The sequence below is a fragment of the Streptomyces triticirhizae genome, assembly GCF_003696235.1.
Classification (GTDB): Bacteria; Actinomycetota; Actinomycetes; order Streptomycetales; family Streptomycetaceae; genus Streptomyces; species Streptomyces triticirhizae.
This window is the reverse complement of sequence record NZ_RFFJ01000281.1, coordinates 1-5,734: the sequence shown is the minus strand read 5'-3', so window position 1 is coordinate 5,734 and position 5,734 is coordinate 1. Positions and strand designations below refer to the sequence as shown.

The 5,734-nt window shown below is 71.7% G+C and carries 7 protein-coding genes; 1 reads left to right on the top strand and 6 read right to left on the bottom strand.

All coding sequences use genetic code 11. The features are described 5' to 3' along the window. Positions 1 to 111, bottom strand: a 111-nt coding sequence (locus EBN88_RS28070; RefSeq protein WP_158621561.1) for an NAD(P)-binding domain-containing protein, incomplete at its 3' end; no start/stop codon positions are given. A gap of 104 nt (positions 112 to 215) precedes the next feature. On the opposite strand from EBN88_RS28070, the gene EBN88_RS28065 reads away from it, so the two are divergent. Continuing rightward, positions 216 to 659 carry a winged helix-turn-helix transcriptional regulator gene (locus EBN88_RS28065; protein ID WP_122399840.1) on the top strand — a complete coding sequence of 148 codons (444 nt, stop codon included), beginning with the start codon at positions 216 to 218 and terminating at the stop codon, positions 657 to 659. Between the two features lie 148 nt (positions 660 to 807). On the opposite strand, the gene EBN88_RS28060 is transcribed toward EBN88_RS28065, so the two are convergent. The 5 genes from EBN88_RS28060 to EBN88_RS28040 form a co-directional block, all read right to left on the bottom strand. After that, positions 808 to 1,251 (bottom strand): GNAT family N-acetyltransferase, encoded by a 444-nt coding sequence (locus EBN88_RS28060; protein WP_122399839.1) that lies wholly within the window; start codon positions 1,249 to 1,251, stop codon positions 808 to 810. A gap of 66 nt (positions 1,252 to 1,317) precedes the next feature. Further along, a complete protein-coding gene (locus tag EBN88_RS28055) occupies positions 1,318 to 1,911 on the bottom strand; it encodes a DNA-3-methyladenine glycosylase I (protein ID WP_122399838.1) in 594 nt (197 codons plus the stop codon). A gap of 116 nt (positions 1,912 to 2,027) precedes the next feature. After that, positions 2,028 to 2,291 (bottom strand): hypothetical protein, encoded by a 264-nt coding sequence (locus EBN88_RS28050; protein ID WP_122399837.1) that lies wholly within the window; start codon positions 2,289 to 2,291, stop codon positions 2,028 to 2,030. Positions 2,292 to 2,488: 197 nt separating this feature from the next. Continuing rightward, positions 2,489 to 5,011 (bottom strand): ATP-dependent Clp protease ATP-binding subunit, encoded by a 2,523-nt coding sequence (locus tag EBN88_RS28045; protein WP_122399836.1) that lies wholly within the window; start codon positions 5,009 to 5,011, stop codon positions 2,489 to 2,491. Between the two features lie 535 nt (positions 5,012 to 5,546). Beyond that, a partial coding sequence (locus EBN88_RS28040) for an Lsr2 family DNA-binding protein (protein ID WP_199742516.1) occupies positions 5,547 to 5,734 on the bottom strand: 188 nt, incomplete at its 5' end.

Sequence of the window (5,734 nt, the reverse complement as noted above, 5' to 3'; positions counted from 1 at the left end):
CGCGGCGCGGGCCCGTTCCCGCCCGCTGACCATCAGCCGGTGGCCGGCCCGCGCCCAGTGCCCGCCGAGCGCCTCGGCCATCCGGCCGGCGCCCAGAATCCCGATCCGCATGGGAATTCCCCTTCCGTCCCCGGCGGTTGTCGCCTGGGGTGACCATCGGAGCGTAGGCAGACCGAAAGGCACCGTTCGGTTACCGAAAACGCCAGGAGACGACCATGCCCGCGTTCATCGCCGACTGCCCGGCGCGGTTGACGTTCGATCTGCTGGGCAACACCTGGAGCGGCGTGGTGCTCTGGGCCCTGCGGAACGGCCCGACCCGCCCGGCCACGCTGCGCCGCCGCATCGGCGGCATCAGCAACAAGGTCCTCACCGAGACGCTGCGCCGGCTGGAACGGGACGGGCTGGTCACCAGGCAGCGCTACCGCGAGGCGCCACCCCGCGTCGAGTACCGCCTGACCCCGCTGGGCGAAACCCTCCTCCCCACCCTCAGAGCCGCCGGCGACTGGGCCCACGCCCACGGCCCCGACGTCCTCCGAGCCCAGGAAGCGGAAGCGCTGGCCGCGCGGGAGCGGGGCGCCGCCCGCCCCGTGGGCGAGCGCGCGGGAGGGGAGCGCGGCGGCGGCACCCGCGCCAACGGCGGTGCGCGGCCGGGCCGTTGAGCGGAACGGGACACGGTGGCGCGGTCGGATGGCGCGTTCACGCGGGCCCGCCGTTGCCGGCCACCGGAGCGCGGACGGCGAGGACCTGATGCCCGCGCCGGCCGGGCGGCGCGGCAGGTACGGCGCCGGCCGGGCGGCGGCGTGGGACCTACGGCCGCCGGTCGAAGTGCCAGAGGGGGACCTCGCAGGGTGGGCCCTCCGGGTGGCCGCCGGCGGCGCGGTAGGTGGCCAGGGCCGGCTCGTTGTCCGCGTCGACCGCTACCCACATGCCGTAGCAGCCGTGGGCGCGGGCCAGTTCGGCGAGCGCGTCGACCAGGCCACGGCCGATGCCACGGCGCCGGTGCGACGCGGCGACCCCCAGCTCGTAGAGGAACATCTCCGTGCCCTTGTCCGGGTGGGTCAGCTCCACGCCCGTCACCATCCCCACCGGGCCCTCGGCGTCGGCGGCCCGCGCCAACAGCAGGTGGTGGCCCGGCGAGGCCAGAAAGCGTTCGGCCCACTCGCGGCGCGCCGGGCCGTCGTAGAGCGCCTCGGCGCCCACCACCTCGTCGACCGTCTCGGCCTCGACGATCCACCAGTCACGTTCGGTCATGTGGGACCCTCCCCCGTTCTCCTCGCTGTCCTCGTCCTCGGGCGCCGGCCGGCCGAGACGGCGCGCTCAACCGGCCATGGCGCCCCTGGCGTGGCAGTCCGCCAGGTGGTCGTTGACCAGCCCGCAGGCCTGCATCAGGGCATAGGCCGTGGTGGGCCCGACGAAGCGGACGCCGCGTCGCTTCAGCTCCCGGGCGAGGGCCGTGGACTCGGGGGTGGTGGCCGGCACATCGGCCGTGCTGCGGGGCGCCGGCCGGGTGGTCGCGTCCGGCGCGAAGGACCAGATCAGCTCGGTCAGCTCGCCCTCGGCCCAGTCGGCTATCGTCCGCGCGTTCCGCAGGGTGGCCTCGATCTTCAGCCGGTTGCGGATGATGCCGGGGTCGGCCAGCAGGCGGGCGGCGTCCTCCTCGGTGAACTTCGCCACGGCGGCGATCTCGAACCCGGCGAACGCGGCCCGGAACCCCGGGCGGCGCCGCAGGATCGTGAGCCAGGAGAGCCCCGACTGGAACGCCTCCAGGGAGATCCGCTCGAAGAGCGCGTCGTCCCCCCGGACCGGCCGGCCCCACTCCTCGTCGTGATAGTCCCGGTACTCCTCCGGCTCCAGCCCCCAGGGGCAACGCGCCAGCCCGTCGGCGCCGGTGACGGCCAACTTCTCTGTCATGCCGGCAGTCTGCACCAGCCCACTGACAGTCCACCCCGGCCCCGGCATCGTCCCAGCTCAGCACCGGTGCCCAAGCACCTCGTGCCCAAGCACCTCACGCTCAGGGCACCTCGCGCTCAGGGCACCTCGCGCAGGTAGAGCGCCCCGCAGGTGTGGCAGAACGGCTCCGGGGTGCGCCCCCACTCCTCGTCGGAGAGGCTTCTGGCGTCCGGCCGCAGCTCACGGCCGCACATCGCGCTCGCCTCGCCCTCCCGCACCATGTGCCAGGTCCTGACCGGCCAGGCCCCGGACGGCTCCCGGCCCGTGGCCTCGTCCGTCCCCTCGGCCGCCTCCTGGCCCTCGGCGGTCGCGGCATACTCGGCCCGCATCTCGTGCCGCATGGGCGTCGCACCTCCCAGCGCTCAACCGGTCGAACGGGCACGAGCCGGCCTGATCCGGCGCGTTCCCGCCCGTTCCCTCACCCTCCATCGTGGGCGCGATCGGCCCCGCCGGCGAACGCGGACGACGGGCCCACCAACGACGGGTGCCCCCGCGACCGCAGTGGTCGCGGGGGCACCCGTGGGATCGGGGCTGGGCCTCAGTCCTTGGAGAGCTTCGGCCCGCCCTTGGCGGCCTGCTCGACCGGCACGGCGTCGGGCAGCGCGGACTTCTCCTCACCCCGGAAGGTGAAGGTGCGGTCCTTGCCCTCGCCCTCGGTGTCCACCACCACGATGTGACCGGGGCGCAGCTCGCCGAAGAGGATCTTCTCCGAGAGCACGTCCTCGATGTCCCGCTGGATGGTGCGCCGCAGCGGCCGGGCGCCGAGCACCGGGTCGTAGCCGCGCTTGGCCAGCAGCTCCTTGGCGTCCGTCGACAGCTCGATCGCCATGTCGCGGTCCTTCAGCCGCTCGTCCACCTGCGCCACCATCAGGTCGACGATCTTGATGATGTCTTCCTGGGTGAGCTGGTGGAACACGACGGTGTCGTCGACGCGGTTCAGGAACTCCGGGCGGAAGTGCTGCTTCAGCTCGTCGTTGACCTTGGCCTTCATCCGCTCGTACCCGGTGGTGACGTCGCCCGCGACCGCGAAGCCGAGGTTGAAGCCCTTGGAGATGTCCCGGGTACCGAGGTTGGTGGTCATGATGATGACCGTGTTCTTGAAGTCGACCACCCGGCCCTGGGAGTCGGTCAGGCGACCGTCCTCCAGGATCTGCAACAGGGAGTTGAAGATGTCCGGGTGGGCCTTCTCCACCTCGTCGAAGAGGACCACGGAGAACGGCTTGCGCCGCACCTTCTCCGTCAGCTGGCCGCCCTCCTCGTACCCGACGTAGCCGGGCGGGGAGCCGAAGAGGCGGGAGACCGTGTGCTTCTCGCCGAACTCCGACATGTCGAGGGAGATCAGCGCGTCCTCGTCGCCGAAGAGGAACTCGGCCAGCGTCTTGGACAGCTCGGTCTTACCGACGCCGGACGGGCCGGCGAAGATGAACGAGCCACCGGGACGCTTCGGGTCCTTCAGGCCGGCCCTGGTGCGGCGGATGGCCTGGGAGAGCGCCTTGATCGCGTCCTGCTGCCCGATGACGCGCTTGTGCAGCTCGTCCTCCATGCGCAGCAGCCGCGAGGACTCCTCCTCGGTCAGCTTGAAGACCGGGATGCCCGTGGAGGCGGCCAGCACCTCGGCGATGAGGTCCTCGTCCACCTCGGCGACGACGTCCATGTCGCCGGACTTCCACTCCTTCTCCCGCTGGGCCTTCGCGGTGAGCAGCTGCTTCTCGTTGTCCCGCAGGGAGGCGGCCTTCTCGAAGTCCTGCGAGTCGATCGCGGACTCCTTCTCCCGGCGCACGTTCGCGATCTTCTCGTCGAACTCGCGCAGGTCCGGCGGGGCCGTCATCCGGCGGATGCGCATCCGCGAGCCGGCCTCGTCGATCAGGTCGATCGCCTTGTCGGGGAGGAAGCGGTCCGAGATGTACCGGTCCGCCAGCTGGGCGGCGGCGACCAGGGCCGAGTCCGTGATCGAGACCCGGTGGTGCGCCTCGTACCGGTCCCGCAGGCCCTTGAGGATCTCGATGGTGTGCGGCAGCGACGGCTCGGCGACCTGGATCGGCTGGAAGCGGCGCTCCAGCGCGGCGTCCTTCTCCAGGTACTTGCGGTACTCGTCGAGCGTGGTGGCGCCGATCGTCTGAAGCTCGCCACGGGCCAGCATCGGCTTGAGGATGCTGGCGGCGTCGATCGCGCCCTCGGCGGCGCCGGCGCCGACCAGGGTGTGCAGCTCGTCGATGAACAGGATGATGTCGCCGCGGGTGCGGATCTCCTTGAGGACCTTCTTCAGGCGCTCCTCGAAGTCACCCCGGTACCGGGAGCCGGCGACCAGCGCGCCGAGGTCCAGGGTGTAGAGGTGCTTGTCCTTGAGGGTCTCGGGCACCTCGCCCTTGACGATGGCCTGGGCCAGGCCCTCGACGACGGCCGTCTTGCCGACGCCGGGCTCGCCGATCAGGACCGGGTTGTTCTTGGTGCGGCGGGACAGCACCTGCATGACCCGCTCGATCTCCTTCTCGCGCCCGATGACCGGGTCGAGCTTGCTCTCCCGAGCGGCCTGGGTCAGGTTCCGGCCGAACTGGTCGAGCACCAGGGAGGTCGAGGGCGTGCCCTCGGACGGGGCGCCGGCCGTGGCCGCCTCCTTGCCGCCGGAGTAGCCGGAGAGCAGCTGGATGACCTGCTGCCGCACCCGGTTCAGGTCGGCGCCGAGCTTCACCAGGACCTGGGCGGCGACGCCCTCGCCCTCGCGAATCAGGCCGAGCAGGATGTGCTCGGTGCCGATGTAGTTGTGGCCCAGCTGGAGTGCCTCCCGGAGCGACAGCTCCAGGACCTTCTTGGCCCGGGGGGTGAAGGGGATGTGCCCGGACGGCGCCTGCTGGCCCTGCCCGATGATCTCCTCCACCTGCTGGCGGACCGCCTCAAGCGAGATCCCGAGGCTCTCCAGGGCCTTAGCGGCGACACCCTCACCCTCGTGGATCAGGCCCAGAAGGATGTGCTCGGTGCCGATGTAGTTGTGGTTGAGCATCCGGGCTTCTTCCTGAGCCAGGACGACAACCCGCCGCGCGCGGTCGGTGAACCTCTCGAACATCGATAATCGCTCCTCAGAGCGGTCAGGCAGTAAAGGGGTCGGTCCCCTCCCTGTCCTTCCGCAGCTTAGTCCCGCAACGGGGGACCGCTCATTCCAACTGTGTGCTCCTGTCCCCGGCTCCGTGCCCCGAACAGGCGACAACAGCTCCAACCCGATAGTGCGAGACGATGTTCCCGCAGGCCAAGGCAGAGCGCCCGAGACGGCTACGCCGTCGGCGAACGCACCCCGGAATACCGGTCGTGGCCCACAAACCACCGCCCCCCTCATCCATTAGGGACTTCCTACCCCCCAAGGCTGACACTCCATGCCGCCGGGGGCCCGGACATCCGCTACAGGCGAACGTGAACCACCCTGAGCGGCGGTACGCGGGCGCAGCGTCACGGAGTCGGCCGGACGGGGCGCGGCGGAACGCGCTCCCCGGACATGTCTCGGGGGGCCGCACCTGGCGACCCCCCGCACACGGGACCCGGGCCTTCGCCGCGCACCGACCCGGTCGGGCGGTGCGGGGTCGAGGACCGTCGGTTGTCGGCGTCCCTCAGACGCCGGCCTTCTCGTACGCCTCGCGGATGTTCGCGGGAACGCGGCCCCGGTCATTGACCTCGTATCCGTTCTCCTTCGCCCACGCACGGATTTTCGCGGTGTCCTGGGTCGCGCCGCCGGCGGCCGCACCCGTCGCCGCGCCCCGGCCACGCCCGCGGGCGGCCCGGCCGCTGCCGGCCCGCC